Annotated in this window: 20 protein-coding genes; 12 read left to right on the top strand and 8 right to left on the bottom strand. The window is 74.5% G+C overall.

Annotated features, from left to right (window positions below):
• The first annotated feature begins 18 nt into the window (after positions 1 to 18).
• The 5 genes from AMK25_RS13390 (at position 19) to AMK25_RS13370 (ending at position 5,853) form a co-directional block, all read left to right on the top strand.
• On the top strand, positions 19 to 720 hold the full coding sequence (locus AMK25_RS13390) for a response regulator transcription factor (RefSeq protein WP_043328553.1): 702 nt from the start codon (positions 19 to 21) through the stop codon (positions 718 to 720).
• Complete coding sequence (locus tag AMK25_RS13385) at positions 717 to 2,273, top strand: sensor histidine kinase (protein ID WP_073828723.1); 1,557 nt, start codon at positions 717 to 719, stop codon at positions 2,271 to 2,273. Before AMK25_RS13390 ends, AMK25_RS13385 begins: the two co-directional genes overlap by 4 nt.
• Positions 2,274 to 2,335: 62 nt before the next feature.
• Positions 2,336 to 3,847, top strand: a complete 1,512-nt coding sequence (locus AMK25_RS13380) for a S1C family serine protease (protein ID WP_073828722.1) — start codon at positions 2,336 to 2,338, stop codon at positions 3,845 to 3,847.
• A 133-nt stretch (positions 3,848 to 3,980) separates the two neighbouring features.
• Positions 3,981 to 4,652: a BON domain-containing protein gene (locus AMK25_RS13375; RefSeq protein WP_073828721.1), complete on the top strand. Its 672-nt coding sequence runs from the start codon at positions 3,981 to 3,983 to the stop codon at positions 4,650 to 4,652.
• Between the two features lie 88 nt (positions 4,653 to 4,740).
• A complete protein-coding gene (locus tag AMK25_RS13370) occupies positions 4,741 to 5,853 on the top strand; it encodes a glycosyltransferase family 4 protein (RefSeq protein ID WP_443189910.1) in 1,113 nt (370 codons plus the stop codon).
• Between the two features lie 4 nt (positions 5,854 to 5,857).
• Here AMK25_RS13370 and AMK25_RS13365 read toward each other — a convergent pair whose 3' ends face one another.
• A complete protein-coding gene (locus AMK25_RS13365) occupies positions 5,858 to 7,312 on the bottom strand; it encodes a serine/threonine-protein kinase (protein ID WP_073828719.1) in 1,455 nt (484 codons plus the stop codon).
• 177 nt (positions 7,313 to 7,489) lie between these two features.
• Between AMK25_RS13365 and AMK25_RS13360 the strand changes: the two genes are divergently transcribed.
• The 4 genes from AMK25_RS13360 to AMK25_RS13345 are packed head-to-tail and all read left to right on the top strand — an operon-like array spanning position 7,490 to position 13,210.
• Positions 7,490 to 8,323, top strand: coding sequence for a patatin-like phospholipase family protein (locus AMK25_RS13360; protein ID WP_073828718.1), 834 nt, complete (start codon positions 7,490 to 7,492; stop codon positions 8,321 to 8,323).
• Complete coding sequence (locus AMK25_RS13355) at positions 8,323 to 9,348, top strand: 1-acyl-sn-glycerol-3-phosphate acyltransferase (RefSeq protein WP_073828717.1); 1,026 nt, start codon at positions 8,323 to 8,325, stop codon at positions 9,346 to 9,348. Before AMK25_RS13360 ends, AMK25_RS13355 begins: the two co-directional genes overlap by 1 nt.
• A 56-nt stretch (positions 9,349 to 9,404) precedes the next feature.
• Positions 9,405 to 9,725 carry a divalent-cation tolerance protein CutA gene (gene cutA, locus AMK25_RS13350; RefSeq protein ID WP_073828716.1) on the top strand — a complete coding sequence of 107 codons (321 nt, stop codon included), beginning with the start codon at positions 9,405 to 9,407 and terminating at the stop codon, positions 9,723 to 9,725.
• 47 nt (positions 9,726 to 9,772) lie between these two features.
• Positions 9,773 to 13,210 carry an SCO7613 C-terminal domain-containing membrane protein gene (locus AMK25_RS13345; RefSeq protein ID WP_073828715.1) on the top strand — a complete coding sequence of 1,146 codons (3,438 nt, stop codon included), beginning with the start codon at positions 9,773 to 9,775 and terminating at the stop codon, positions 13,208 to 13,210.
• An 85-nt stretch (positions 13,211 to 13,295) separates the two neighbouring features.
• Here AMK25_RS13345 and AMK25_RS13340 read toward each other — a convergent pair whose 3' ends face one another.
• On the bottom strand, positions 13,296 to 14,075 hold the full coding sequence (locus AMK25_RS13340; protein WP_073828714.1) for an SDR family NAD(P)-dependent oxidoreductase: 780 nt from the start codon (positions 14,073 to 14,075) through the stop codon (positions 13,296 to 13,298).
• A gap of 287 nt (positions 14,076 to 14,362) precedes the next feature.
• Between AMK25_RS13340 and AMK25_RS13335 the strand changes: the two genes are divergently transcribed.
• Together AMK25_RS13335 and AMK25_RS13330 are read left to right on the top strand one after the other, a co-directional pair.
• Positions 14,363 to 15,415 (top strand): fatty acid desaturase family protein, encoded by a 1,053-nt coding sequence (locus tag AMK25_RS13335; RefSeq protein WP_073828713.1) that lies wholly within the window; start codon positions 14,363 to 14,365, stop codon positions 15,413 to 15,415.
• A 118-nt stretch (positions 15,416 to 15,533) separates the two neighbouring features.
• Positions 15,534 to 16,682: an FHA domain-containing protein gene (locus tag AMK25_RS13330; RefSeq protein WP_073829324.1), complete on the top strand. Its 1,149-nt coding sequence runs from the start codon at positions 15,534 to 15,536 to the stop codon at positions 16,680 to 16,682.
• Positions 16,683 to 16,737: 55 nt separating this feature from the next.
• On the opposite strand, the gene rocD is transcribed toward AMK25_RS13330, so the two are convergent.
• The 5 genes from rocD to AMK25_RS13305 all read right to left on the bottom strand — a co-directional run bounded on the left by rocD (position 16,738) and on the right by AMK25_RS13305 (position 22,371).
• The gene (gene rocD / locus AMK25_RS13325; RefSeq protein WP_198937538.1) at positions 16,738 to 17,952 is read right to left on the bottom strand and encodes an ornithine--oxo-acid transaminase; all 1,215 of its coding nucleotides are present in this window, start codon (positions 17,950 to 17,952) and stop codon (positions 16,738 to 16,740) included.
• Positions 17,952 to 18,767: a dimethylargininase gene (ddaH, locus tag AMK25_RS13320; RefSeq protein WP_198937537.1), complete on the bottom strand. Its 816-nt coding sequence runs from the start codon at positions 18,765 to 18,767 to the stop codon at positions 17,952 to 17,954. The genes rocD and ddaH overlap by 1 nt, the downstream gene beginning before the upstream one ends.
• Before the next feature lie 289 nt (positions 18,768 to 19,056).
• Positions 19,057 to 20,007 (bottom strand): DUF4190 domain-containing protein, encoded by a 951-nt coding sequence (locus tag AMK25_RS13315; RefSeq protein ID WP_073828711.1) that lies wholly within the window; start codon positions 20,005 to 20,007, stop codon positions 19,057 to 19,059.
• Between the two features lie 133 nt (positions 20,008 to 20,140).
• Complete coding sequence (locus AMK25_RS13310; protein ID WP_073829322.1) at positions 20,141 to 21,616, bottom strand: RICIN domain-containing protein; 1,476 nt, start codon at positions 21,614 to 21,616, stop codon at positions 20,141 to 20,143.
• Positions 21,617 to 21,621: 5 nt separating this feature from the next.
• Positions 21,622 to 22,371: a cellulose binding domain-containing protein gene (locus AMK25_RS13305; RefSeq protein ID WP_073828710.1), complete on the bottom strand. Its 750-nt coding sequence runs from the start codon at positions 22,369 to 22,371 to the stop codon at positions 21,622 to 21,624.
• 277 nt (positions 22,372 to 22,648) lie between these two features.
• Between AMK25_RS13305 and AMK25_RS13300 the strand changes: the two genes are divergently transcribed.
• The gene (locus AMK25_RS13300) at positions 22,649 to 23,458 is read left to right on the top strand and encodes an Fpg/Nei family DNA glycosylase (RefSeq protein WP_073828709.1); all 810 of its coding nucleotides are present in this window, start codon (positions 22,649 to 22,651) and stop codon (positions 23,456 to 23,458) included.
• Between the two features lie 50 nt (positions 23,459 to 23,508).
• Here AMK25_RS13300 and AMK25_RS13295 read toward each other — a convergent pair whose 3' ends face one another.
• Positions 23,509 to 24,381, bottom strand: a complete 873-nt coding sequence (locus AMK25_RS13295) for an aminoglycoside phosphotransferase family protein (RefSeq protein WP_073828708.1) — start codon at positions 24,379 to 24,381, stop codon at positions 23,509 to 23,511.
• Positions 24,382 to 24,435: the final 54 nt, after the last annotated feature.

Genomic DNA, 24,435 nt, shown 5'->3' with positions numbered 1-24,435 from the left:
GCGCGGATGATGGGGCCCATGGCGGCTACCCAGACGGAGGCTCGACTGCTCGTGGTCGAGGACGATCCCAACATCCTCGAACTGCTCTCCGCGAGCCTGCGCTTCGCGGGCTTCGACGTGGCCACCGCGACCAGCGGCAGCGCCGCGCTGAACGCCGCCAAGGACCACCGGCCCGACTTGGTCGTGCTGGACGTGATGCTGCCCGACCTGGACGGCTTCGAGGTCATCCGGATGCTCCGCGAGGGCGGCACCCGTACCCCGGTGGTCTTCCTGACCGCGCGCGACGCCACCGACGACAAGATCCGCGGGCTCACCCTGGGCGGCGACGACTACGTCACCAAGCCGTTCAGCCTGGAGGAGCTGACCGCGCGGATCCGGGCCGTGCTGCGGCGTACCGCGACCGGCGACCAGACCCCGTCCCGGCTCACCTTCGCCGACCTGGAACTGGACGAGGAGACGCACGAGGTGCACCGCGCCGGTCAGCGGGTGCAGCTCTCGCCGACCGAGTTCAAGCTGCTGCGCTACCTGATGCTCAACGCCAACCGGGTGCTCAGCAAGGCGCAGATCCTCGACCACGTCTGGAACTACGACTTCCGCGGTGACGACAACATCGTCGAGTCGTACATCTCCTATCTGCGCCGCAAGGTCGACAACACGCAGCCGCGGCTGATCCACACGCTCCGGGGAGTGGGATACGTGCTACGCAAGCCGGCGGCGTGAACGTCGTCCACGACGCGAAGGGCAGGCTGCGTAGCGTCCCGCTCCGGCTGAAGCTCGTCGCCGCGGTCCTCGCGCTCGTGGCTGTGGCGCTGGTGGTGATCAGCGGCCTGACGGCGTTCCTGCTGCGGAACTATCTGATCGGGCAGGCGGACGACCAGCTTCGCGGCGGCGCGTACACGGTGGCCAACACGCTCGACAAGGCCGGTGGCGGCCCCATCAAGATCACCATTCCGTCGGACTACGTGGCGTCCGTCATGGCGCCCGGCGAGTTGCCGGAAGAGCCGACGCGCTACGAGGGCCTGCGCGAAGAGGAACTGCCCCGGTTCCCCGTCGACTACGCGGGCTACCAGGAGCGGGTGGGCGACCCGTTCACCGTGCGCTCCGAGGACGGCCGGAGCCGGTGGCGGATGCTCTACACCGCCCTGCCCGACGGGCGGATCATCGCGCTCGGGCAGCACCTCACCGGCGTCGACTCCGCGGTCGGGCGACTGGTGTGGATAGACCTCCTGGTCGGCGGCGCGGTGCTGATCTCGCTGGCGTCCGTCGGCGCCGGCATCGTGCGTACCAGCCTGAAGCCGCTCGTGGAAATAGAGCGTACGGCGGCTGCCATTGCCGGCGGTGATCTGACCCGGCGGGTGCCCGACCCGGAGATGGGTCGGCCGTGCCCGACCTCCGAGCTGGGTCGCCTGTCCCGGGCGCTGAACGCGATGCTGGCCCAGATCGAGGCCGCGTTCACCGCGCGGGCCGCCTCCGAGGCGGCGGCGCGCAGCGCCGAGATGGGCGCGCGGGACGCGGCCGCGTACGCGCAGGCGTCGGAGGCGCGGGCCCGCCGGTCCGAGGAGCGGATGCGGCAGTTCATCGCCGACGCCTCGCACGAGCTGCGGACGCCGCTGACCACCATCCGGGGCTTCGCCGAGCTGTACCGGCAGGGCGCCGCGCGCGCGCCGGAGCAGACCGCCGACCTGCTGCGCCGCATCGAGGACGAGGCGTCCCGGATGGGGCTGCTGGTGGAGGACCTGCTGCTGCTGGCGCGGATGGACCGGGAACGGCCGATCACGCTGGCCCCGGTCGAGCTGCCGGTGCTGGCCTCGGACGCGGTGGAGGCGGCCCGGGTGGTCGACCCGGACCGGCGCATCGAACTGGAGCGGGCGCCGGGCGCCGGCCCGCTGGTGGTGCTCGGCGACGACGCCCGGCTGCGCCAGGTGATCGGCAACCTGATGACGAACGCGCTCACCCACACCCCGTCCGATGCCTCGGTGACGCTGCGGCTGCGGGCGGAGGCGGGCAACCTCGCCGTGGTGGAGGTGGCGGACACCGGTCCCGGCCTCACCCCGGAGCAGGCCGAGCGGGTCTTCGAGCGGTTCTACCGGGTGGACGCCGCGCGTACCCGGCGGGCGGGCGGGCCGATCAGCACCGGCCTCGGCCTGGCCATCGTGGCCGCGCTCGTGGCCGCGCACCACGGCACCGTCGAGGTGGACGAGACTCCCGGCGGCGGGGCGACGTTCCGGGTGAAGCTGCCGCTGCTGCCCGAGGCGCCGGAGCCGGGCGAGTGACGTTCAGAAAACTTCCAGGCGGATTCCAGGCTGATGACAGTGCCACGGGGAAAACTGGTGCCATGACCGACCACGAGACCGATCCGCAGCGGTCGCCGGCCCCCGCCGACGCCGAGCCGTCGCACCACACCGCCGAGCTGCCCCGCGTCGAGAGCGGGACGTCGGACTCCTCGAACACCCCGGCCGCCGCGCCGGTTCCGGCCGACGCCCCGGCCGCCGGAACCACGGCGCAGCCCGGAACCGCGAACCCCGCCGCCGCGCCGGCCGGCCCGTACCCGCCGCAGGGCGGGACGCCGTACCAGGCCGCGGCGCAGCAGCACCACCCCTGGTACGGCCAGCAGCACCAGCAGCACGGCTGGGCCCAGCAGCAGGGCGGCTCCGGCTACCCGTCGGCGCCGCACAGCGGCGGGCCGGTCCCGTCGTACCAGGCGCAGCCGTACCAGGGACAGCACGCGCAGCACGGGCAGCAGGGCTACCAGCCGTACCAGGCCGGGCAGCCGACCCCGCCGTGGGGCGCGCCGCAGCCGGCGCGGCCCAGCCGGGCCGGGAAGTTCATCGGCGCCGGCGCGCTGGCGCTGGCCCTGATGTTCGGCTCGGGCGTGGCCGGCGGCGCGCTGGCCCTCGCGCTCGACCCGGACGGCCCGACCCGTACCTACTCCGCCGCTCCGATCATCAACAGCGCCGACCTGCCCAAGATCGCGGCTTCCGTCCAGGACAGCATCGTCACGATCATGACGGGCAGCGGTGAGGGATCCGGGGTGATCCTCAGCGCTGACGGGTTCGTGCTGACGAACAACCACGTGGTCGCCGGCGCCGGCGGCGACACCGTCCGGGTGGTCTTCGCCAACGGCAAGAGCGCGTCCGCCAAGATCGTCGGGACCGACCCGAAGACCGACCTCGCGGTGGTCCAGGCCAGCGGTGTGAGCGACCTGAAGGCGGCGAAGTTCGGCGACAGCGACGCCATGCAGGTGGGTGACCAGGTGCTCGCCCTGGGCAGCCCGCTCGGCCTCCAGGGCTCGGTCACCGCAGGCATCCTCAGCGCCCGCGACCGCACGATCCAGGCGGGCAGCGGCCAGCAGAACCCGCAGCAGGGCGCCAGCTCGATCTCCGGCCTGCTGCAGACCGACGCCCCGATCAACCCGGGCAACTCCGGCGGCGCGCTCGTCAACACCCGGGGCGAGGTGATCGGCATCAACACCGCCATCGCCACCGCCGGGCAGGGCAGCACCGGCAACATCGGCGTGGGCTTCGCCATCCCGAGCAACAAGGCCAAGGACGTGGCCGAGAAGCTCCAGCGCGGCGAGAAGATCAGCCACCCCTCGCTCGGCGTGAGCGTGAACGGCGCCGAGGACGGCGGCGCGCTCGTCGCCGCCGTCACCCCTGGCAGCCCCGCCGAGAAGGCCGGGATCCAGCGCGGCGACGTGATCACCAAGTTCGGCGACAAGGTGATCAACGACTCGAACGATCTGGTCGGCGCGGTGCAGGCCGGCAAGGTCGGCGACCGGGTCGAGGTCGAGTACAAGCGAAACGGATCCGCCGAGACCGCAACCGTGACGCTCGCCGAGACGTCATAGTCCGAAGACCTGCCTCCCTCCTGGGCGGCGGGCGGCGGAGCCAAGGGGGTTGGCTCCGTCGCCCGCCGCCCCTCCTCTTTCTCACCCGGCGCGGGTGAGACCGGCTCACCCGCGCCGGGGCCACGCTGGGGGCATGACCACCACGTCCGCCGTGCGTACCGACCAGCAGATCCAGCGCGACGTCCTCGCCGAACTGGACTGGGACGCGCAGACCCGGGCCACCGAGGTCGCCGTCACCGTCGACCGGGGCGTGGTCACGCTGGCCGGGCGGGTGGACAGCTACGCGCGGCGGTGGGCCGTCGAGCGCTGCGCCCACCGGGTACGCGGGGTGCGCGCGGTCGCCAGTGACCTGGAGGTCGACCTGACCGCCACGGACCGGCGTACCGACGCCGACATCGCGATCGCGGCCAGCCGGGCGCTGGAGTGGGACAGCTTCGTGCCGGCCGAGCGGCTGGACGTGACAGTCGCCGACGGCTGGGTCATGCTCCGGGGCGCTGTGGAGTTCGGCTTCCAGAGCCGGACCGCCGAACGTGAGCTGCGCCGGCTGCGCGGCGTACGCGGGTTGACGAACCTGATCGAGGTACGGCCCCCGGGCCCGCCCAGCGACGAGCAGCAGCGCCTCGACCTGCGCCGACTGCTGCTGCGGCGTACCGGCACCGAGCGGATCGACGCCCGGGTCGACGGCGACACGGTGGTGCTCGACGGCGTCGTGGGCGCCTGGTGGCAGCGCGAGGAGGCGGAACGGGCCGCCTGGGCCCTGCCGGGCGTACGCGAGGTGCACGTCGGGATCGTGGTGTCCGGCTGAGCCGCCGGGGCGTCGTTTACCGCGGGCCGGGCCGGGAACCCGCGGCCCAGCGGGTACGCCGGGGACCGAGCGGGGAGGACTCGTGGCCGTGAACCAGCAGTCCTCGGAGCGCGGGCAGGCCGGGCCGCTGCGGATCGCGATGGTGGTGCCGCCCTGGCTGTCGGTGCCGCCGCCCGGCTACGGCGGGCTGGAGACGCTGGTCGCGGGGCTGGTCGACGCGCTCGTCGAGCGGGGCCACGCGGTGACGCTGTTCGGGGCCGGGACCGGGCACGGCACCTCGGCCGACTTCGTCTCCACCTGCGACGAGTTGCAGTACGAGCGGATGGGCGAGTCGCTGCCCGAGCTGGCGCACCTGGCCCACGTCGACCGCCTGATCGGCCCGGCGGACTTCGACTTGGTGCACGACCACAGCACGATCGGCCCGCTGGTGGCCGGACGCCGCCGGGTGCCCACAGTGGCGACCGTGCACGGCAATCCGGTGGGCGAGTACGGCACGGTGCTCGGCAACACCGACCGGGGGGTGGGCCTGGTCGCGATCTCGCACGCGCAGCGCCGGGCGAACCCGGGGCTGCCCTGGGCCGGCACCGTGCACAACGCGATGCCGCTGCGGGACGTGCCGCGCAAGGGGGCGCCCGGGACGGGACCGGTGCTCTGGCTGGCCCGGTTCAGCCCGGACAAGGGACCGGACGTGGCGATCGCGGCGTGCCGGGCGGCCGGGCTGCCGCTCACGCTGGCCGGCAAGTGCAACGAGCCGGGCGAGCGCCGCTACCTGGAGCAGGTGGTACGGCCGCTGCTGGGCGAGGACGTCACGCTCGTGCTGAACGCCGACCGTGAGGCCGCGTGGCGGCTGCTGGTGGAGGCCCGTTGCCTGATCATGCCGATCCAGTGGGCGGAGCCGTTCGGCATGGTGATGGTGGAGGCGATGGCGACCGGCACCCCCGTGGTGGCGCTGCGCCGGGGCGCGGTGCCGGAGCTGGTCCGCTCCGGGGTCACCGGCTTCGTCTGCGACGACGCCGACGAGCTGCCGGCGGCACTGCTGGCGGCGGCCGACCTGGATCCGGCCGACTCCGTCGCCCACGTCGCGGAGAACTTCTCGGTGGAACGGATGGCCGCCGACTACGAGGCGGTCTACCGGGGCTTCCTGGCGGCGCGAGGGGGCACACGGGCGCCCCGGGCGGTCGCGCCCGCTGTCGCGGGCTGACCGGTCAGGTCTGCCCGGCCACGAGTTCCGCGGCGGCGGCGTCGAGTCGCCGCGCGTACCCGGGGGTGATGCTGCCCTCGCGCCGACGTTCGTCGATCTTGGCGCGGAGCCGGTCCACGGCGGCGGTCACCTCGCCCTCACCGCTCGCGGCGACCGCGTTGCGCAGCAGGTTGCGCAGGTCCACCCCGACGTCCTCGCGGATCTGGCCCTCCGCCAGCCCGGCCTCGATCAGCCCGTCGACCCGTTCGGCGGCGTCGGCCTGGCCGGTCGCGGGCGGGCGGTTGCCGGCGGTGGGGGGCGCGCTCGACGGCGCGGCCGGCGCCGTGGTGACCGGCGGCTCCGCCGCGGGCGGGACGGTGGTCGGCGGCTCGACCGGCCCGGCGGTCGGCAGCACCCGGGGGTCGTCCGGCCGGTCCGGCGTCAGCGCGGGCACGAGCAGCGCGGCGGCCGCGACCACCGCCACGCCGGCCGCCGCCAGCGCGAGGACGCGCCGCCGGCCCGGCGCGGCGGCCGCGGTGTCCGGCGGGAGCGGGTCCGCGGCCGGCCCGGGTGGCGGGGGAGCAGGCGGGGGCGGCAGCGCGGGCAGCGTCATGGTCGGCGCCAGCATGGTGGCGGCCTGCGGGTCGGCGGGCAGCATCTGGTCGCGCAGCACGGCCGCCACCCGGTGCGCGCTGGGCCGCCGTCGCGGGTCGCGCGCCAGGCAGCGCAGGCAGATCTCCGCGACCGGTCCGGGCAGCCCCGGTACGCCGTCCAGGCTGGGCTCCGGGCTCTCCGCGAGCGCGGCGCTGAGCTGCTCCCAGGTCTCCGCCGGGTACGGCGGCTGCCCGGTCAGCGTCTCGAAGAGCAGCACACCGAGCGAGTAGACGTCGGTGGCCGGCTGGGCCGGCGCCCCGTCCAGCCGTTCCGGCGCCACGTACGCCGGGGTGCCGAACGTGCCGCCGTCCTCGTCGTCGTCCGGCGTCCCGATCCGGGTGGCGATGCCGAAGTCGAGGACCTTCGCCCCGGTGCGGGTCATCATCACGTTGGCCGGTGTCACGTCCCGGTGCACGATGCCGAGCCGGTGCGCCGCGGCGAGCGCCTCGGCCACCTGGGCGCCGGTCTCCACCGCTGCCGGCCAGGGCAGCGGCCCCTCGGTGAGCCGGTGTTCCAGCTCCTCACCGGCGAGCAGCTCCATCACCACGAACGAGGTGATCGAGCCGTCCGGCGCCACCGTCTCGCCGTAGTCGTGCACGGCCGTGACATGTGGATGGTCGAGCTGGGCGGCCGAGCGGGCCTCCTCGCGCACCATGTCGCGGAACCGGGCGTCGGCGGCGAGTGAGGGCGCGAGCACCTTGACCGCCACCACCCGGTCGAGCACCTCGTCCCGGGCTCGCCAGATCACCGACATGCCACCGGCGCCGATCCGGTCGATGAGCCGGTACCGACGGGCCAGCAGACGGCCGGCCTGGAGTGTCGCCATCAGCTCGCACCTGCCTGGGCTCGGGAGCGCTATCAGGTTGCGTGAATGTGTCTTACCTGTCAACAGTCCTCGCGGCGCCGATTGCGGGGCGCGCATTCGCGATGGCTCCCGGTCACCGCCGGGACCAGCGGGGACGCCCGCCCGGCCGGTTGTGGGCCGCGTGCCAGGATGAACGTCATGGCAGCGGGTCCGGTGGCGTTCGTGCTCGGCGGCGGGGGAGTGCTCGGCGCGGTCGAGGTGGGGATGCTGCGCGCCCTGTTCCGCGCCCGGATCAAACCCGACCTGGTGCTGGGCACCTCGATCGGCGCGGTCAACGGCGCCCTGGTGGCCGCCGACCCGACCGAGGCGGTCACCGACCGGCTGGTCCGGCTCTGGGCCTCCCCGGAGGCCAGCGAGGTGTACGGCGACTCGGTCGCCCGGCAGCTGCGCCGGTTCGCCGCCCGTACCCACCTGCACTCGCCCCGGCCGCTGTACCGCCTGCTGGAGAGCACACTGGGCGAGGACACCACCTTCGCCGACCTGGCCGTGCCGTTCCGCTGCTGCGCCGCGAACATCGAGCGCGCCGCCGAGCACTGGTTCCACAGCGGACCGCTGGTGCCGGCGGTGCTCGCCTCCGCCTCGGTGCCCGGGCTGCTGCCTCCGACCCAGATCGACGGTCAGCACTACATCGACGGCGGGGTGGTCAACTCGATCCCGGTCGGCGAGGCGGTGCTGCTCGGTGCGAAGCAGATCTTCGTGCTCCAGGTGGGCCGGATAGAGCGCGAGCTGAGCCCGCCGCGCCGCCCGTGGGAGATCGCCCAGGTGGCGTTCGAGATCGCCCGCCGGCACCGGTTCGCGCGGGAGATGGCGGCGCTGCCCGAGGGCGTGGAGGTGCACGTGCTGCCCACCGGCGGGCTGGAGCCCCGCGACGACAGCCCGTGGGCGTACCGGGACACCGCGGCGGTGGGACGGCGGATCAGTCGCGCGTACACTGCCTCCCGCCGATACCTGGACACCGCGCTGGAGCGCTGATGCCGTTGCCGCCCCGCTGGCTCCGCCGGCTGGTGCTCGCGCCCGGAGTGGTGCTGCTCGCCTTCTTCGTGGTGACCACGCTGCCCGGCTGGGCGCTGCTCGCGCTCGCCGCGTCGCCGCTGGTGCCGGGGCGGCTGCGCCCGCTGCGGCTGCTCTGGATCGGCACCGTCTACCTGGTCTGGGACGCCGCCGCGCTGCTCGCCCTCTTCCTGCTCTGGCTGGCCTCGGGCTTCGGCGTCTACAAGCGGTCGCCGGCCTTCCAGCGGGCCCACTACGTGCTCGCCGGGTGGTTCCTGCGGGTGATGTTCTGGCAGGCCCGGTGGACGCTGCGGCTGAGCATCGACGTGGTCGGCACCGACCCGGACACCGCCCTGCCCGGCCGCCCCGAGCTGGTGGTCTGCCGGCACGCCGGGCCCGGCGACTCGTTCATCCTGATCCACGCGCTGGTGAACTGGTTCGACCGCGAACCCCGGATCGTGCTCAAGGAGACGCTCCAGTGGGATCCGGCCATCGACGTGCTGCTCAACCGGCTGCCCAACCGGTTCATCGCGGCCGGGCCGGACGGACGCGACTCGGTGGTGCGGCAGATCGGGCACCTGGCCACCGGCCTGGACGACGACGACGCCTTCGTGATCTTCCCGGAGGGGGGCAACTTCACCCCGTCCCGGCGGCTGCGCGCGATCGACCGGCTCCGCGGGCTCGGGCTGGAGCGGATGGCGCGCCGCGCCGAGCGGATGCGGCACGTGCTCGCCCCGCAGCCCGGCGGGCTGCTCGCCGCGCTCGACGCCGCGCCGGACGCCGGGGTGATCTTCGTGGCGCACACCGGCCTGGACCAGATGCTCACTGTCGCCGACGTGTGGCGCGAGCTGCCGATGGACAAGCGGATCGTGATGCGGTTCTGGTCGGTGCCGCCGGAGGAGATCCCGGCCGGCAAGCAGGAGCGCATCGACTGGCTGTTCGACTGGTGGGCCCGCATCGACACCTGGATCGCGGCCAACCGCAACGGCACTGCAGACGACGCCTGAGCGCAATCGCCGCGCGTGTTCAGCGCGGTGCCAGGTCCGCCGCGTAGGGTGCGCTGGTGGACCAGATCTGCGTGGTGACGACTGTGGTGGACGCCCGCGGGGTCGCGGACGTGCTGGCGGCCGCGGCCGTCGCCGGCCGGCTGGCGGCCTGCGCCCAGGTGGGCGGGCCGGTGGACAGCACCTACTGGTGGCAGTCGGCGATCCAGACCACGGCCGAGTGGCAGGTGCGGTTCAAGACCGCGCCGGACCGGGTGGACGCGCTGGTCGACCAGCTCCGCGCCAACCACCCGTACGAGGTGCCGGAAATCCTGGTCAGCCGGGAGGGCAGCGGCAACCCCGGTTACACCGCCTGGGTGCACGAGCAGACCCGGCCCTAGGTACTCCTACTCTGTCCGTCCGCCCACCCGCCCGCGAAGCTGGCCGGGTGGAGAACACCGGCTACCCCTGCCCCGGATGCGGCGCTCCGGCCGACCTCACCGCCGGATGCCGCGGTTGCGGCCGCCCGCCCTATCCGCCCGCCGCCGAGGTGATCCGGCTGGACCGGGAGATCACCGAGCTGGTGCCGCGCGTCGAGGCGGCCCGGCTCGCGTACCACGATCTGTCCGGCCGCCTGTCCACGGCCCGGCAGCGGCGGTCGGCGCTGGCCGCCCGGATCCGTCAGGAGATCCCCGTGCCGGGCCCGGTCACCGTGCCCGTGCCGCAGGCCGCCGGCCCCGCGCCGCTCCCGGTCGCCGCGCCGGCGCCGCCGCCGCGTGTGGTTCCGCCCGCCGCCCCGGTACGCCCCGGCGGCGCGGAAACCTCCACCCGGGCGGTGCAGGGGCTGCTCTTCGTCCTGGGTGGACTGCTGCTCGGCACCGCCGCCGTGGTGTTCACCGCTGTCGCCTGGGCCACGTTCGGGGTGACCGGCCGGGCGCTGGTCCTGCTCGCGGTCACCGCGCTGGCCCTGGCCGCGCCGCTCGTCGCCCGGGCGCGCGGGCTGCGCGGCACCGCCGAGACGCTCGCCTCGGTGGGGTTGCTGCTGGTGGTCCTGGACGGGTACGCCGCCTGGTCGGTGAACCTGTTCGGGGTGACCGGCCTGCCGGGCAGCCGCTACGCGGCGCTCGTCGCGGCCACCGGCGCGGCCGTCGCGGCCGGGTACGGGCTGATCAGCCGCCTCACCGCGCCCTGGTTCGCGGCGTGGCTGCTCGCGCAGCCGGTGCTGCCCCTGGCCGCTGCGGCGTTCCGGCCCACTGCCGCCGGCTGGGCGCTGGTGCTGACCGCCGTGGCGCTCGGCGACCTCGCGGTGGTGGCCGTGCTGCGCCGCCGGACCTCCGACAGGCGCGGCGCGCTGGTGGCCGGGCAGGCGCTGGGCTGGATCGGGCACGGCGCGGCGCTGGTCCTGGCGGCCGGCTGCGCGCTGGTGCCGCTGGCGGTCGGCCACGCGGCGGGCACGCCGCTGCTGGCCGGTGGCCCGCTACTGGTGGTGGCGCTGGCCCTGCTCGTCGGCGCGCTCACCGCGGGTGGCCGGACGTGGCGGGCGACGACCGCCGGGCTGCTGGTGCCGGTGCTGGCGGTCGCGCTGGTCCGGCCGGTCGCCGAGCTGCGTCCCGGGCTGCTGCTGGTCGCCGCCGCGCTCGTGGTCGCGGCGCTGGCCGGTGCGGTGCGGGCGCTGCCGGCGTCGGTCCGGACCGGCCCGCGGGTGGGCGCGCTCGCGGTGGCCGCCGCGCTGGGCCAGGTCGCGGTCGTGCTCACCGGCCTGGTCGGCGCGGCCACCGCGAGTGCCTCGTTCCCGGCCTGGCAGGGCGGGCGGGACGTGCCGGTCCCGTCCTGGGGCTGGCAGCTCCCGGCGGCCCTGCTGCTGACCGCCGGCGCGGTGGCGCTGCTGACGCCCCGGGCCGCCCGGCCACTGGTCGGCGTGATCGCCGCCGGGCTGGTCGCGCTCGCCGCGCCGGCCGTGACGGCGACGCCGTGGCCGCTGGTGCTGGTCGTGGACCTCGCGACGGCCGCCGCGCTGCTGCTGGCGGCGGTGGCCCGGCCGCGCCCGGGCCGGGTGGCCGTCCCGGTCGCCGCCTCGGCCGGTGCGGTGCTGCTCGGGCACGCGCTGCTGGTCGGCTTCGCCGAGCCCGCCGGGGCGGTGGCGGTGCTCGCCGTGACGGCGCTGCTCGGCGTGACGGTGGCCGGGCTGGGCCGGCGCGGGCTGGGCGCGCAGCCGGTCGTCGGCGGTGTCGCGCTGGCGGTGGCGCTGGTCGCCGTACCGGCGGCGGTGGCCGTCGCGCTGTTCGGCCTCGGCGCGCCGCTGTGGTGGCAACTGCGGGGTGCGGCCGCCGCCGTCGTGGTGCCGGTCGTCGTCGTCCTCGCCGTCCGTCGTCTGTGGACCGACCTGACCGGGTACGCCTCGACGGGGCTCGCCGTGGCGCTCGCCGGGACCGGCCTCGTGCCGCTCGTCGCGCCGGGCGGGGAACCGGTGGCGCTCTACGCGGCGGCGGGAGTCCTGCTGGCGCTCGCCGCCGGGGGCGGCTCCCGGCCGGCGGCCGCCCCGCGCGCGGTGGGCGCCGGGCTGGCCGTGGTGGCGTTGCTGGCCACCGCGCGGACCGTGCTGCTGGTGCTCGCGGATCTGCCGGTGCGGCCCGGGTCCGGGGTGCCCGCCGCCGCGGCGGCGTCTGCCGAGACCGCCCGCGCCGGGCTGGTGCTGCTGCTCCTGGGCGCCGCCGCCGGCGCGTACGCCGCGACGGATCGCCGCGTCGCGTGGTGGGTCGCCGGGGCGCCGTTCGGCGCGGTGGCGTTGCCGGTGCTGGCCGAGGCGGCCGGCGCGCCCTGGCCGGTGGTGCCGGCGACGGCGTTCGGGATCGGGCTTGCCGCGCTGCTGGCCGCCGCGCTCACCGGCGCGTACCGGGCGGTGCTCGTGCCGCTGGCCGTGGTGCTTGCCGTTCCCGGGTTCGGCGGCCTGCTCGCCACCCGGGCCGGGACGCTCACCGCGCTCGGTGTGCTGGTGGTGGCCGGGGCGGTGACCGGGATGGCCGGGCGGCCGGCGGTGGTCCGGATCGTGGGGTGGCTGGGCGCCGTCGCAGCGGCCACCGGGTTCGCCGTCGTCGCGTCGCTCACGGCCGGGCAGTCGCTGCGTACCGGGGCGTTCGCGGTCCTTGCCGTCGCGGCCGTGACGCTGCACGCGGCGCCGCTGCTTCGTGGGGTCCGATCGGGCGGCCCGGGCGGCGCAGGGCAGGCCGGCGCGTGGGCGCTGGAGGCGGCGGCGCAGGCAGTGGCGCTGCTCGCGCTGCTGCTCGCGGGCGGCTCGTTGCGGCACGCGGCGGCGGTCTGCGTGCTGTGGGGCGTGGCCGTCGCGGTCCGGGTGCTGCGCCGGGGCGAGTCGCCGGACGGGCGTCGGGTGCTGGCCGCTGTCGCGGCGGGCAGCGAGCTGATCGGCGGCTGGTTGGTGCTCGCAGCGCGCGGGGTGGTCGTGCTGGAGGCGTACACGCTGCCGGCGGCGGCGCTGGCCCTGGGCGCCGGGGTGCTGGCGCTGCGGCGCCGGCCCGGGCTGACCAGCTGGCTGGCGCTCGGCCCCGGGCTCGGCGCGGCGTTGCTGCCGAGCCTCGTGTCGGTGCTGGTCCTCGCTGAGCCGCAGCCGTGGCGGCGGCTGGCGCTCGGCGCGGCGGCGGTGGCAGTGGTGTTCGCCGGGGCGGCCCGGCGCTGGCAGGCGCCGGTGGTGCTGGGTGCCGCCACGCTGGTGCCGCTGGCGCTGCACGAACTGGCCCGGGGCTGGGACCTGCTGCCGCGCTGGATCTTCCTGGGCCTCGGCGGGCTGCTGCTGATCGGACTGGCCGCCACCTACGAGCGGCGCCGGCGCGACGTGGTCCGGCTGCGCGACGCCGTCGCCCGGCTCAGCTGATCTGCGCGGCGAAGCCCTCTCACGCACGGTGGTGAGAGGGCTTCGCCGCGCAGAGCGACCGGGGCGGATGCCGGGTCCGCTCGCCTCACCTGATCGGCGAACCGCCGTCGACCGGGATGGTGTGGCCGTGGATGAACGACGCGTCGTCGCTGGCGAGGAAGCAGACGGCGCGGGCGATCTCGTGCGGCTCGCCGTACCGGCCGGCGGGCGCCTGCATGGTCAGGTCGTAGAACGGGAAGTCGCTGGTGATCTCCGCGCCCTCAAAGGCGGCGGTCTTGATGACGCCGGGGCCGATGCCGACCGCGCGGATGCCCTGGTGGCCGTAGTCGTAGGCGATCTGCTTGGTGAGCCCGATGACGCCGTGCTTGGCGGTGGTGTACTCCGCGCCGACCTCGCTGGCGACCACGCCGGACGCCGACGACACGTTGATCACGACACCCTTGCCGCGCTCCAGCATGTGCGGCAGCGTGGCCTTCGTCGCGAGGAAGACGCCCTTCAGGTCGACCTCCATGACGCGGTCCCACTGGTTGTTCTCGATCTCCAGCAGCGGCACGTACGCGCCGAACACGCCGGCGTTGTTCACCAGCACGTCGACGCGCCCGTACGCGTCGAGGGCTGCGCTCACCATGGCGCGGACCGAGTCCTCGTCGGTGACGTCGGCCGCCACCGCCACCGCGTCGCCGCCGGCTTCCTTGACGCGCGTGACAGTCGCCTCGGCGCGCTCCAGGGAGAGGTCGGAGACGACGACCTTCGCGCCCTCGGCGGCCAGCTCGACGCACATGGACATGCCGAGTCCGGAGCCGACCTGGTCCGGGCTGAAGCCGCCGCCCGTCACGAGCACCACTTTGTCTGTCAATCCACGCACCGCGCTGTCTCCCGTCTGTCGATGACCGTGCGTCCGGCACGGCTGACCGTTCGGATGAATGGCCCTCATCTTTACGTACATATTAGCTGGTCAGATGGGGTGCGCCCACCGGCGCGAGAGCTCGCGGCGGTGTGACGAAGATCGTTTGCGCCGCTCCGGCCCGGCGGGGTAGGGACAGCATCACCCCGGAGTCGGGGGTATGCGGGATTACCCACGGCGACGGCCGTCACCATAATCGGTGACGGAGAGTCGCGTACGAGAGCGTGGCTCGCGGCATCGGGGGCGACATGACTTCTTCCACGTCGACGGAACCCGCGGCACGGCGGGGCAGCGACTACGCGCGGCTGTCCCGCCGGATCGCCGAGGCGGGACTGCTCGAGCGGCGGCCCGGCCGGTACGCGTTGCGGATCGCGCTCACGCTGGGCGCCTTCGTGGCCGGCTGGGTCGTCGTGGCGCTCGTCGGCGACTCGTGGTGGCAGCTTCCGCTTGCCGTCGTGATGGCGGTGGCGACCACGCAGGTGGCGTTCCTCGGCCACGACGCCGGGCACCGGCAGATGTTCCGGCGGCGCGGGCCCAGCGAGGCAGCCGGGCTGGTCGCCGGCAACCTCGCCGTCGGGCTCAGCTACGGCTGGTGGGTGGACAAGCACAACCGCCACCACGCCAACCCGAACCACACCGACGAGGATCCGGACGTCGGCGCGGGCGCGCTGGTCTGGACGTACGAGCAGGCCACTGCCACCCGCGGCCTGAGCCGGTGGATGGCCCGCCGCCAGGCGTGGCTGTTCTTCCCGCTGCTCCTGCTGGAAGGGTTCGCGCTGCACGTGGCGAGCGTGCAGGCGCTGGTCGGGCGGGAGCCGGACGGCAGGTGGCGGGTGCCGATGCGGCACCGGGCCGTGGAGGCGCTGCTGCTCGCCGCACACGCCGCCGGTTACCTCGGGCTGCTGTTCGCGGTCATGTCCCCGGCCAAGGCGCTGCTGTTCGTGGCCGTGCACCAAGGGCTCTGGGGTCTCTACATGGGCTGCTCGTTCGCCCCGAACCACAAGGGCATGCCGATGCCGACCGCCGACGACGAGCTGGACTACCTGCGTAAGCAGGTGCTCACCGCACGCAACGTCCGCGGTGGCCGGTTCGTCGACCTGGCGCTCGGCGGTCTGAACTACCAGATCGAGCACCACCTCTTCCCGAACATGCCCCGCGCCAACCTGCGCCGGGCCCGGCCGCTGGTCATGGCGTACTGCGCCGAGCAGGGCGTCCCGTACGCGGAGACCGGGCTGATCGAGTCGTACCGGCAGGCGCTGGCGCACCTGCACGACGTCGGCCGCCCGCTGCGCGCGGGCTGACCCGGCCGGCTGCCGGTAGGGTCCGCATGGTGGAGGGCGCGCCACGGTGGTGGCGCGCGGCGCGGCGGGCCGACCGGCCCCGACCGCGTCACGGGACGACATCGTGCGGAGCTGCGGCATGAGATTCGAGATCAGCAAGGTGCTCGACGCCATCGAGGGACGGGTCTGCACCGATCCGTCGCTGGCCCGGGCCGTGGTCGACCTGGCCGAGGTCATCCGCTGGCAGAACCTGGACGGCGGTCGGCCGGCCAGCCTGCTGCGGCTCGGCATGGTGATCGACGCGCTGTCCCGGCAGATCGGTGAGGACAGCGTCCCGGTCTACGCGATCGTGCACCGGGCGCTGCTGTCCGACGCCGACCTGACCTCCAACGAGCGGATGGTGGTCCGCCGCTGGGCCGACGACGGCCTGGTGGAGGTGCTCGATCAGCCCGGTGACCGGATGCTGGAGGTGGCCGACCTGCTGGGCCTGCCGGTACTCACCCGGGCCCGGCTGGACGGGCTGGTCGGCCGGTACCCGTGGGTCGGGCAGGCGGGCCGCGTGCTCGCCCCGGTGCCCGGCGCCGGTGGGCCGGTCTTCATCGCGCACGTCGGCGGCGGCCAGGACCCGGCCACCGGCAGCCGCTCACCGGCGGGTGTCAAGCTGCTCTCCCGGAAGTGGCGCTGCCCCGAGCCGGGTTGCGCGCTGTTCGGCGGCGGCGGGGGCGGCGGCGCGTTCGCCGACCTGGCCGCCGTGGACCGGGTGCCGGCCGAGCAGCCGCCGCCCACGCTGCGCACCGGCGCGCCGACCTGCCCCCGGCACGGCGCGCGGCTCTCCGACGCCGGTCCGCGCCCGCGTACCGAGGTGCTCGCGGTGCGCATCGGCGGGCTGGTCCGCAAACGGTTCGTGCTCACCGAGACCGAGCCGGTGCCGGTCGGCCGGGCGCCGGAGGGGCCGGGCGCGGTGACCCTCGGCCAGTGGCTCAACGACGAGGCCCGGCGCTGGATCAGCCGCAGCCACATCCGGCTGGAGCTGCGGGTGGGCGAGGTGGTGGTCACCGACACCAGCACCAACGGCTCCGGCGTGCGACCGGGCGGCTCGATGGCGGAGAACGAGCGGATCGCCCTGCCGCCGCAGCAGTCCCGGGTGCTCGGCGAGGGTGACCTGATCGAGCTGTACCCGGGCGTGCAGGTGGGCCGCGCCGCCCAGATGATCAGCGACGCCACGTACACCCCGAACTCGGTGATGGCCGAGGCGCCGACCATGGCGATGCGGCTGCCGCGTCAGTGACGCGCGTGCGAAGGCGCCGGGACCGTCGTGGTCCCGGCGCCTTTCGCGTACGACCTCAGGCGGCCAGCACGGCGGCGAGCTGCGCCACCGCGTGGTCGATCTCGTCCTCGGTGATCACCAGCGGCGGGGCGAGCCGGATGGTCGAGCCGTGCGTGTCCTTGGCGAGCACACCCCGCTCCATCAGCAGCTCGCACGCCTGCCGGCCGGTCATCAGCGCCGGGTCGATGTCCAGCCCGGCCCACAGGCCGCGACCGCGTACCGCCACCAGGCCCTTGCCGACCAGGCCGCGCAGACCGGCGTGCAGCCGCTCGCCCAGCTCGGCCGAGCGGCGCTGGAACTCGCCGGTCGCCAGCAGCCGGACCACCTCGGTCGCGACCGCGCACGCCAGCGGGTTGCCGCCGAACGTCGAGCCGTGCTGGCCCGGCTGGAGCACGCCGAGCACGTCGGCGTTCGCGGCCACCGCCGAGACCGGCACGATGCCGCCGCCGAGCGCCTTGCCCAGCAGGTACATGTCCGGCTCGACGCCCTCGTGCTCGCACGCGAACGTGGCGCCGGTACGCCCCAGACCCGACTGGATCTCGTCGGCGACGAACAGCACGTTGCGCTCGGTGCAGACCCGCCGCACGCCCGGCAGATAGCCCTCCGGCGGCACCACGACGCCCTGCTCACCCTGGATCGGCTCCAGCAGCACGGCCACCGTGTTCTCGTCGATCGCCCCGGTCAGCGCGGCCAGGTCGCCGTAGGGGACCACAGTGAAACCCGGGGTGTACGGCCCGAAGTCGGCGCGCGCGTCGGAGTCGGTGGAGAAGCTGACGATGGTGGTCGTACGCCCGTGGAAGTTGCCCTCCGCCACCACGATGTTGGCTTGGCCCGGCGTGACGCCCTTGACCCGGTAGCCCCACTTGCGGGCGACCTTGATGCCGGTCTCCACCGCCTCGGCGCCGGTGTTCATCGGCAGCACCAGGTCCTTGCCGCAGAGCGCGGCAAGCTCGCGGCAGAAGTCGGCGAACTGGTCGTGGATGAACGCGCGGCTGGTGAGCGTGAGCCGGTCGAGCTGCGCGTGCGCGGCCTCGATCAGCTTCGGGTGCCGGTGGCCGAAGTTCAGCGCCGAGTATCCCGCCAGACAGTCCAGGTAGCGGCGGCCGTCCACGTCGGTCAGCCAGGCGCCCTCGGCCGACGAGATCACCACGGGCAGCGGGTGGTAGTTGTGCGCCGTGTGACGCTCCGCGTCCCGGACCGCGGACGGAGTCCGCAGCATGTCGTCGATGATCACTTGCTCGCCTTTCCCTGACGGAGTCGCAACGTGCAGCACTTCGGTCCGCCGCCGGCCTTGCGCAGCTCGGACAGGTCGATGCCGATGGTCTCGTAGCCCCGGTCGCGCAGCTTCGCGGCGAGGTCGGTGGCCTGCGCGGGCAGCACCACGTGCCGGCCGTCGCTGACCGCGTTCAGCCCCAGCACCTCGGCGTCGGCCATGGTGGCGTGGACGGCGTCCGGGAACAGCCGGCGCAGCACCGCCCGGCTGCCGGGGGAGAACGCCTCCGGCAGGTACGCCACGGTGCGCTCGTCGAGCACGGTGAGCGCGGTGTCCAGGTGGTAGAAGCGGGGGTCCACCAGCTGCATGGTCACCACCGGGTAGCCGAAGGTCTCCTGGAGCTGTGCGTGCGAGGCGTGCGCGGTGCGGAACCCGGTGCCGGCGAGCAGGTGGTCACCGGCCAGCAGGACGTCGCCCTCGCCCTCGTTGACGTGCTTCGGGTCGTACATCTCGAAGCCGGCGGCCTCGAACCAGGCCCGGTACGCGGGCGCCTCGTCGGCGCGCTGCGGGTCGCGGAACTGCACCGCCATGGCCTTGCCGTCGATCACGGTGCCGCCGTTCGCGGCGAAGACCATGTCCGGCAGGCCGGCGACCGGCTCGATCAGCTCGACGGAGTGGCCCAGGTCGAGGTACGTGCGGCGAAGCTGCTCCCACTGCCGGATCGCCAGGTCGGCGTCGACCGGGGCGGTCGGGTCCATCCACGGGTTGATCGCGTAGTCGACGGCGAAGTACGTCGGCCGGCACATCAGAAAGCGCTGGCGGATGGCGTCCATCGTCATGTCGTGCTCCCAGTGTCGGGCGCGCCCGGCCACCGTCGGCCCACGGGCTGGCGCCGTGGTCCAACGTTATGCGGCCCCGGTAGACGACATCCACCGCGAGAAGTTGCGTTCGGCAGCGAATCATTGCGTTGAACCGGTCAGCGGCGAACGATCATTGCGCCGACCCCGGACACACTTCGGGGGCGGCGAACCGCCGCCCCCGAAAGAGGTGTTGCCCGGCCGGTGAACCACCGGAGCTGATCAGGCTGCCGACGCCCCGCGTCGGCGATCGGGACAGTGCCCGTCAGAACCAGCTGCCAAACTGTGAGTCGAGCCACTCGCGGAAGCGGCCGACCCAGTCGCCGTCGGTGGTCGGCCAGTCGAACTGGCCGGTCATCGCCACGATGCCGAGCACCACGGCGGCCAGGCCGACAGCGATGCCGATGAGCGCGTCGGTCTTGCCCGCCACGTGCCGGCGACGAGTGGCGATCAGGCCCAGCACCGCCAGCACCGCGCCGGCCGCGCCGACGCCGATGCCGTACCCGGCGAGCGTGCCGGAGAGCACGAACAGCGCGCCGACCACGGAGACGATCAGGCCGAGCGTGGCGAGCAGGCTGGCCCGGGGACGCTTGGTCGTGTACGGCTCCGGCCGGTCCACCCGGCCGTCGCCGTCGGTGTCCGTACCGTCGGGGCGGCCGTCCCGGTCCAGGTCGGTGCGGTCCGGGCGGCCGTCGCGGTCCAGGTCGGCACGGCCGTCGCCGTCCAGGTCGGTGGTGCGCTCGGCGGCGGGCGCCGCGCCGACTGTGCGCGCGTCGGTCACCGGAACGGTCCGCGTGTCGGCGTCGGTCCGGCGGCCGGTGACCGCACGCGCCGCCGCGCCCCGGTCCGCCGCCCGCCGCCGCGCCTCCGCGTCCCGCTCGTCGTCGGCCGCCACGGTCCGGCCGTCGGTCGTCGCCGCCCGGCCGTCGGTCGTCGCCGTCCGGCCGTCGGTCGTCGCCGTCCGGCCGTCGGTCGTCGTCCGGCCGTCGGTGGTGCCGCCGAGGTCGCGTGCGTCCCGGTCGGTCGCCGCGTCCCGGGCGCGCTCGTCGTCGGTGGCGGTGGCGGCGCTGCGGTACGTGGTCCGCTCCTCGTCGCGGTCGGTGACCACGGGCCGGTCGGTCGGCTGCTCGGCAGTCCGGTCGCGCTCGTCGACCACGCCGTCGCCGTTGGTATCGGTACTGGTCGCCGGAGGGTTCCGGCGGGACAAGATGTTCACGATGGCACCTCCTGATCCAGGCGCGGAGGCCGCGCATGACGGGAAGGAAGTACCCAGGTGTGCCGAAATCGACACCCGCTGTCGCTCCGCACGCTCCGGCGACCCGGCCGGAGCGTGCGGAGATCGCCGCCGGTCAGGACACGGTGCGTGACCACTGCTGGTTGGTGCCCGCACCGCAGGTGTACTGCTGGACGTCCGCGCCGTCGCCGGTGCCGGCGTTTACGACGTCCAGGCACTTGCCGCTGTGCCGGGCCCGCAGCTGGAACCAGCCGTCGCGCGCGGCCCACTGCCACTGCTGGTTGGCGCCGCCGCCGCAGGTGTACTGGATGATGTTGGCGCCGTCTGCGGTGCTCGCGTTGGCGACGTCGAGACACTTGCCGCTCGCGGCGTTGACGAGGCGGAACCAGCCACCGCCGGCGTCCTGGAACTCCCACCTCTGGTTCCCGCCGCCGTTCCAGCTCCACTGCTTGACCTCGGCGTTGTTCGCCGTGGAGCCGTTGATCACGTCCAGCACCCGGCCGCTGTGCCGGGCCGTGACGCGGTAGTACGCGGGCGAGTTGCCGGTGACGGTGCCCGCCGCCGCGTCGATGGTGACCGACGGGTACCAGGTCAGGCTCATGCTGGTGGCGCTCGGGAAGGTGATCGGCAGCCACACGTACTGGGAGTCGTTGGCCGGGCCGCCCCACGCTCCGGCCCACCTGTCACCCAGATAGAGGTAGCTGGTGCCGGAGGTGCCCTGGACCGGCAGCACGAACGCCGGCTGCGAGTTGAACGTGGTGCCGTTGCCCACGTCGGTCCAGCCGCTCCACGGTCCCGAGATGCTCGGCGCGGTGGCGTACCGGGCCTGGTTCGGGCTCCAGCCCGTCGCCCCCGACGTCAGCAGGAAGTAGGTGCTGCCCCGCTTGAACATCGCCGGCGCCTCGCGGTGCGCGCCGTCCCAGAAGTTGCCTACCAGAGTGGCCACGTTGAGGTAGTCCGACGTGAGTCGGTAGATGTTCAGGTCGTAGTTGTCGTCGGCGGCCGAGATCATGTACGCGGTGCCGTTGTCGTTGTAGAGCGTGATGTCTCGGGACATGTGCTGCCCGAGCGGCCGGAAGCTGCCGTGATAGGTGTAGTTGCCGTCCACGGTGGACGATGAGGCGACGGCCGCCCGCGCCTCGTTGTAGTCGGACCCGTTCTCCTTGTGCATCCACATCACGAACCGGCCGGTGGCGGCGTTGTAGATGACCTTCGGCCGTTCGATGTTGGCCACACCTAGTTCCGCCGCCGACGACTGGGTGAGCACGTTGTTGCGGAACTCCCAGGTGCGCAGGTCCGTCGAGCGGTAGACGGAGACCGCCCGGAACGTGTTGTCCGGGTTGCGGTTCTCGCCGAACCAGTAGTAGTAGTCGCCGACCTTGAGGACGCCGCCGCCGTGGGCGTGCACCACGGCGCCGGAGGTGTCGGTGAACTGGGTGCCGTTGGTGACTGTCACCGGAGCCGCCAGCGCGCCCGCCGCCGGTCCCAGCACCGTCGCCGCGAGCGCCACGGCGAGCGCCAGCCCTGCCGCCAGGAGGCGACTTCTGCCACCGGCCCGGTCGTTCCCGCCGTACCGTGTCGTCCCTCGCACGGCTGTCACCTGCCGCACTTCGGCGTGATGGTGCCGGGCGTCGCGCCGGCCGCCACGAGCATGCCGAACGTCGTCGAGCCACCCGGCGGCAGCGTCCCGTTCCAGGAGGCGTTGCGGACCGCGGCGTCCTGGCCGGCGCCCTCGGCCACCCCGCCCCAGACCGACTGGATGCGCTCGTCACCCGACCACCGCCAGGAGACGAGCCAGCCCGGTGTCGGCTCGGTACCGTCGTTGCGGACGGTGACCGTGGCGACGAAGCCACCGCCCCAGCTGGCGTCGATCGTGGCCGTCGCGGAGCAGGTTCCCGACGTCCGGGCCGGTCCGCCGATCACGTACGGATCCCGTGTGCCGTGGGTGTCGCCGAACCGGAACCAGTAGTCGGTGTCGGGGGCCAGGCCGGTGACTGTCACCTTTCCCTGGCGCTCCGGCCCCGTGACGGCTTCGGCCACCGGGTCGCGCCACGCGGTGGCGTCCTCGCGGCTGGTGAAGAGGCTGACGAGGAGCGGCGGGTCGTAGCCGCAGGGCGGGCTGAGCACCATCCAGTAGGTGATGGTGAGACTGCTGGCGGTCGCGTCGGTCACCTGGCCGGTGACCGGCAGCGCCGGCGGGCAGGCGAACGTGGGCGTGGGCGTCGGCGTCGCCGCCGCGGCGGGCGTCACCGTCGTGGTGGCGGGCGACCGGACGACGCCGGACGAGGCGGCCCAGCCGGTCAGGGTGAGGGCGGCGGCCAGTGCCGCGCCGAGCGTACGGAGCATCTGTTTCTCCCGAGCTGGGGGCGCCGGGGGCGGTCGGCGCCGGAGTGGTGGTGGACCGCGATGTCGCCGCCGTAGCGGCACGGCGGAGCGCCGGAGACGACTGCCCGGCACCGGGGTGGCGCATCACCCCGCGCTTGTCCCTCCGGCGAGATCGAGCGGCTCGCACTGGCTCCCGAGCGCTACCGCCGCCAGTCTTTCAGTCGACGGACATCGATTCAACGTCGTCCCAGGACCCGACGTCGCCGGCGGTGCGATCTGCTGGCTACGCTTGACCGTTGTGCCAGAGGGACACACCATCCACCGCCTCGCCGCCCGGCACGCCGAGCTGTTCGCGGGCGACAAGGTGCACGCAGACAGCCCGCAGGGGCGCTTCGCCGAGGGCGCGGCCCGCCTCAGCGGCACCGTCCTGGACGGCACCGAGGCGTACGGCAAACACCTGCTGCACCACTACGCGGGCGAGCTGACGCTGCACGTACACCTGGGGCTGTACGGGAAGTTCGCCGACGGGGCCGGGGAGCCGCCGGCCCCGGTCGGGCAGGTGCGGCTGCGCCTGCACAGCGATCGGAACTGGCTGGAGCTGCGTGGCCCGACCGCCTGCGAACTGCTGACCCCGCCCGAGGTGGTGGCGCTGCGCGACCGGCTCGGACCCGACCCGCTGCGCGCCGACGCCGACCCCGACCGGGCGTACGCGCGGATCCGGCGCAGCCCCACCCCGCTCGCCGCGCTGCTGCTGGACCAGTCGGTGGTGGCCGGCACCGGCCTGATCTTCGTGACCGAGGCGCTGTTCCGGGCCGGCCTGCCGCCGCTGCTGGCGGGCCGCGACCTGAGCGCGGCCGGCTGGGCCGAACTCTGGGCGGACCTGGTGACGCTGATGACCCGCGCGGTCGAGCGGGGCCGGATCGACACGGTGCGCGACGCCGACCTGCCCGAGGTCACCGGCCGCGCGCCGCGCGTCGACCGGCACGGCGGCGAGGTGTACGTCTACCGCCGCCCCGGCGCACCCTGCCACGTCTGCGGCACCGAGGTGAGCCGGGGCACGCTGGCCGGGCGCAACCTGTACTGGTGCCCCACCTGCCAGGCGGGCTGACTCTTCGCCGCGGCTCTTGCGTGCCGCGGCTCTTGCAGGCGGCGGCGCTGTCACATCTCGTCGAGCAGCCAGCGGGCCGCCTCGACGTTGCCGGGGAAGACCTGGTCGCCGCCGATGCTCCAGGCCACCGTCTGGCCGATCGCCCAGCCGCGTACCCGCTCCCGGTCCAGGCCCAGCTCGGCGCTGAGGCGGTTGAGCCGGTGCCGGACCGCCGCCGGGGAATGACCCAGCTCCGCGCCGCGAACCAGCGGCACCACCGCGAACTCCCGCTCGCCGACCAGCGGTTTCGGGTCGATCACCAGCCACGGATCGCGCCCGGCCGCCAGGATGTTGCCGGCGTGCAGGTCCTGGTTCACAAGCACCTGCTCACCCTGGCTCGGCGCCAGGTCGGCGAGCAGCCCGAGCGCGGCGTCGAGCAGCCGCCGCTCGTACGGGTGGTTTGCCCGCCGCCAGTTGCCCGGCATCCGCTCCGCCCAGCCGGCCGCCTCCTCGGCGAGCGGAGTGAACGGCGGCCCGGCCGGCACCCCGAGGCGGGGCAGCAGCTCGACCGCCACGTCCAGCGCGGCGTCGGGCGGCAGGCCGTACAGCGGGGTGCCCGGGTCGCAGCGCTCGACCAGCAACGCGCGCCGGCCGGGATCGTGGGCGAGCAGCCGGATCGCGCCCCGGCCGTCCCAGTGCGCCAACGCGGTGGCCTCGTGGCGGCTGTCGTCGTCCGGGTACTGGAGCTTCAGCACCGCCCGCGTCCCGTCGGGCAGCGTCGCGGGCAGCGCGAGGGACGCGAACGCGTACCCGAACGGCTGTCCGATCGTCAGTTCCCACCGCGCGACGCACGCGGCGAGCCGGTCCGGCAGCTCCGCGAGCCACGCCCGCCCGGTCTCCGTCCGCTCGACCCAGCGCAGGCTCTCGGGAATGTCACACCGCATCCGGCCATCCTGGCCGAGCGAGGCCCTCGGCGCCGCCCGGCCCGATCAGGGAAC

The organism is Micromonospora sp. TSRI0369, assembly GCF_001905625.1.
Lineage (GTDB): Bacteria > Actinomycetota > Actinomycetes > Mycobacteriales > Micromonosporaceae > Micromonospora > Micromonospora echinospora_A.
Note: the sequence above shows the minus strand (reverse complement) of the source record. Positions and strands in the feature narration are given on the sequence as shown.

What these genes read in the sequence shown, in the direction of transcription:
- AMK25_RS13390 (WP_043328553.1), top strand. Translation starts at nt 19, where the DNA reads ATGGCGGCTACCCAGACGGAGGCTCGACTGCTCGTGGTCGAGGACGAT.
- AMK25_RS13380 (WP_073828722.1), top strand. Translation starts at nt 2,336, where the DNA reads ATGACCGACCACGAGACCGATCCGCAGCGGTCGCCGGCCCCCGCCGAC.
- AMK25_RS13375 (WP_073828721.1), top strand. Translation starts at nt 3,981, where the DNA reads ATGACCACCACGTCCGCCGTGCGTACCGACCAGCAGATCCAGCGCGAC.
- AMK25_RS13365 (WP_073828719.1), bottom strand. Translation starts at nt 7,312, where the DNA reads ATGGCGACACTCCAGGCCGGCCGTCTGCTGGCCCGTCGGTACCGGCTC.
- AMK25_RS13360 (WP_073828718.1), top strand. Translation starts at nt 7,490, where the DNA reads ATGGCAGCGGGTCCGGTGGCGTTCGTGCTCGGCGGCGGGGGAGTGCTC.
- AMK25_RS13355 (WP_073828717.1), top strand. Translation starts at nt 8,323, where the DNA reads ATGCCGTTGCCGCCCCGCTGGCTCCGCCGGCTGGTGCTCGCGCCCGGA.
- AMK25_RS13335 (WP_073828713.1), top strand. Translation starts at nt 14,363, where the DNA reads ATGACTTCTTCCACGTCGACGGAACCCGCGGCACGGCGGGGCAGCGAC.
- AMK25_RS13330 (WP_073829324.1), top strand. Translation starts at nt 15,534, where the DNA reads ATGAGATTCGAGATCAGCAAGGTGCTCGACGCCATCGAGGGACGGGTC.
- ddaH (WP_198937537.1), bottom strand. Translation starts at nt 18,767, where the DNA reads ATGGACGCCATCCGCCAGCGCTTTCTGATGTGCCGGCCGACGTACTTC.
- AMK25_RS13305 (WP_073828710.1), bottom strand. Translation starts at nt 22,371, where the DNA reads ATGCTCCGTACGCTCGGCGCGGCACTGGCCGCCGCCCTCACCCTGACC.
- AMK25_RS13295 (WP_073828708.1), bottom strand. Translation starts at nt 24,381, where the DNA reads ATGCGGTGTGACATTCCCGAGAGCCTGCGCTGGGTCGAGCGGACGGAG.